The sequence below is a fragment of the Kitasatospora sp. NPDC097691 genome (assembly GCF_040302665.1).
Lineage (GTDB): Bacteria > Actinomycetota > Actinomycetes > Streptomycetales > Streptomycetaceae > Kitasatospora.
In genome coordinates, this window is the sequence record NZ_JBEORY010000124.1 from 1 (window position 1) to 2,231 (window position 2,231).

Annotated in this window: 4 protein-coding genes; all 4 read left to right on the forward strand. The window is 74.9% G+C overall.

The features are described from left to right. A partial coding sequence (locus tag ABTY56_RS38560) for an AMP-binding enzyme (RefSeq protein ID WP_502893277.1) occupies positions 1 to 570 on the forward strand: 570 nt, incomplete at its 5' end. Positions 571 to 632: 62 nt separating this feature from the next. Next, entirely contained in the window at positions 633 to 902 is a 270-nt protein-coding gene (locus tag ABTY56_RS38565; protein WP_350519314.1) for an acyl carrier protein, read from the forward strand. Positions 903 to 906: 4 nt separating this feature from the next. Continuing rightward, entirely contained in the window at positions 907 to 1,938 is a 1,032-nt protein-coding gene (locus ABTY56_RS38570) for a hypothetical protein (protein ID WP_350634362.1), read from the forward strand. Next, positions 1,931 to 2,231 (forward strand): tryptophan synthase subunit alpha (locus tag ABTY56_RS38575; protein ID WP_350634363.1); only part of this gene is annotated, 301 nt, incomplete at its 3' end. The genes ABTY56_RS38570 and ABTY56_RS38575, both read left to right, overlap by 8 nt.

A 2,231-nucleotide genomic window follows, 5' to 3' on the forward strand; every position in this document is an offset into this window, starting at 1 on the left:
GCCCTGCCCGTACCCATCGGCCGCCCCCTGCCCGGCGTGCGCACCCTCATCGCCACCGGCGACGGCACCCCCCTCCAGGGCCCCGGCAGCGGCGAACTGTACGTCTCCACCCCCTTCCAGGCCGCCGGCTACCTGGACCGCTCCCGCGACGCGGGCCGCTTCACCACCCAGCCCGAAGGCGCCGGCCCGGGGCGGCGCTGGTTCCGCACCGGCGACCTCGTCACCCGCGACGAACACGGCCGCGTCCACCTCACCGGCCGCAGCGACTTCCAGGTCAAGGTCCGCGGCGTCGCCGTCAACACCGCCGAGATCGAACGCGTCCTGCTCGCCCACCCCGAGGTCCGCGAAGCCGCCGTCGCCGCCGCCCCCGACCCGCTCACCGGCAAACGCCTGCACGCCGCCGTCCAGCGCGCCCCCGGCTCCGCCCTCAACACCCTCACCCTGCGCGAGCACCTGGCCCGCAACCTGCCGCGCGCCGCCGTCCCCGAGAAGCTCGCCATCCACGACGAACCCCTCGCCAAGACGGCCACCGGCAAGGTCGACCGCAAGGCCGTCCTGCCCGCCCCCTGAACCACCCGCCCGTATCCCGTTTCCGATTCCGATTCCTCAACCCATGCAAGGGAGTTGCCACCATGAGCAACATCACCCAGATCAAGCGCTTCCTCATCGAGGAGTTCCTGCCCGACGTCACCCCCGAGCAGCTCGCCGACGACCACGACCTGCTCTCCGACGGCGTCATCGACAGCCTCGGCGTCCTCAAGCTCATCGCCTGGGTCGAGGACCACTTCTCCCTGCCCGTCGACGACACCGACCTGGACCCGAACAACTTCCGCTCGGTCGCCGCCATCGACGCCTTCATCACCGAGCGCCGCGCCGCGGCCTCCGCGACGGTGGGCGGCTGATCCCATGCACCCGGCCCTCACCGCACTCCTCGCCGGCCGCCCGGTACCCCTGGAGGCCTGGCGCTCGTGGTGGGACCAGCTGGAGCAGCGCACCCTGGGCCCGGCCCGCGACAGCGACCGGGCCCAGGCGGCGGCCCTGCTGGCCTCCCTCAGCACCCGCCTGCCCGAGCCCACCACCCTCGCCGCCCTCACCACCTCCCTCACCGAACGCGCCCCCGACCCCGGCCCCGCCCACCCCGACAGCGTCAACATCGTCGGCACCGGCGGCGGACCCGCCACCTTCAACCTCTCCACCGCCGCCGCCCTGACCGCCGCCGCCATGGGCATCCCCGTCGTCAAGACCGGCTCCCGCGCCTACACCAGCGCCGCCGGCTCCGTCGACCTCCTCGAACGCCTGGGCATCACCCTCACCTCCGGCCACGCCGCCACCGGCGACCACCTCGCCCGCCACGGCATCGCCTTCGCCGGCCCCCACGTCTACCCGCCGGCCCTCACCCGCCTGGCCCGCATCCTCTACCCGCTCACCCTCAAACCCTTCGGCGCCTTCCTCAACACCCTCGGCCCGCTGCTCGCCACCGTCCCCGTCACCGCCCAGCTCACCGGCGCCTGCGCCGCCGCCCCGCTGGACGCCCTGCGCGACCTCGCCGCCCGCGTCACCACCCGCACCGTGTGGCTGGCCCACAACAGCGCCGGCGCCGACGAGCTCCTGCCGTTCGCCGACAACACCCTCCACACCCCCGACGGCGCCACCCACCTGCCCGCCGGCTCCGTCGCCCCCGCCACCGGCACCCTCGCCGACCTCGCGCCGCACCCCGACGACCTCACCGGCCACTTCCTGCGCGCCCTCGCCGGACAGGCCGGCGACACCGCCACCCACACCATCGCGCTCAACGCCGCCGCCCTCGCCGTCGCCTCCGGCCGCCACACCCGCTGGCACACCGCCTACACCACCGCCCTGGACGCGCTCGCCGACGGCGCCCCCCGCACGCTCGCCGAACGCCTGCGCGCCCGCCCCCGGGAGACCGCCGGTGTCTGAACCCCTCTTCCCCGCCGACGACCTGGGCCTCGCGGTCTTCCTCAACGCCGGCGACCCCGCCGGACGCCTCGCCGACCTCGCCCACATGCTCGACACCCACGGCGTGGACGTCCTCGAACTCGCCGTCCCCTTCCCGAACTCGCCCACCGACGGCCCCGTCATCCGCCGCTCCGCCACCCGCGCCCTGCAGGCCGGCACCACCCTGGACACCGTCCTCGCCGAACTCGCCGACCTCACACCCCACCTGACACGCCTCAAGGTCGTCCTGCTCGCCGACTGGAGCCACAGCCTGC

Coding starts and splice junctions, on each gene's coding strand:
- ABTY56_RS38565 (WP_350519314.1), top strand. CDS start 633: ATGAGCAACATCACCCAGATCAAGCGCTTCCTCATCGAGGAGTTCCTG.
- ABTY56_RS38570 (WP_350634362.1), top strand. CDS start 907: ATGCACCCGGCCCTCACCGCACTCCTCGCCGGCCGCCCGGTACCCCTG.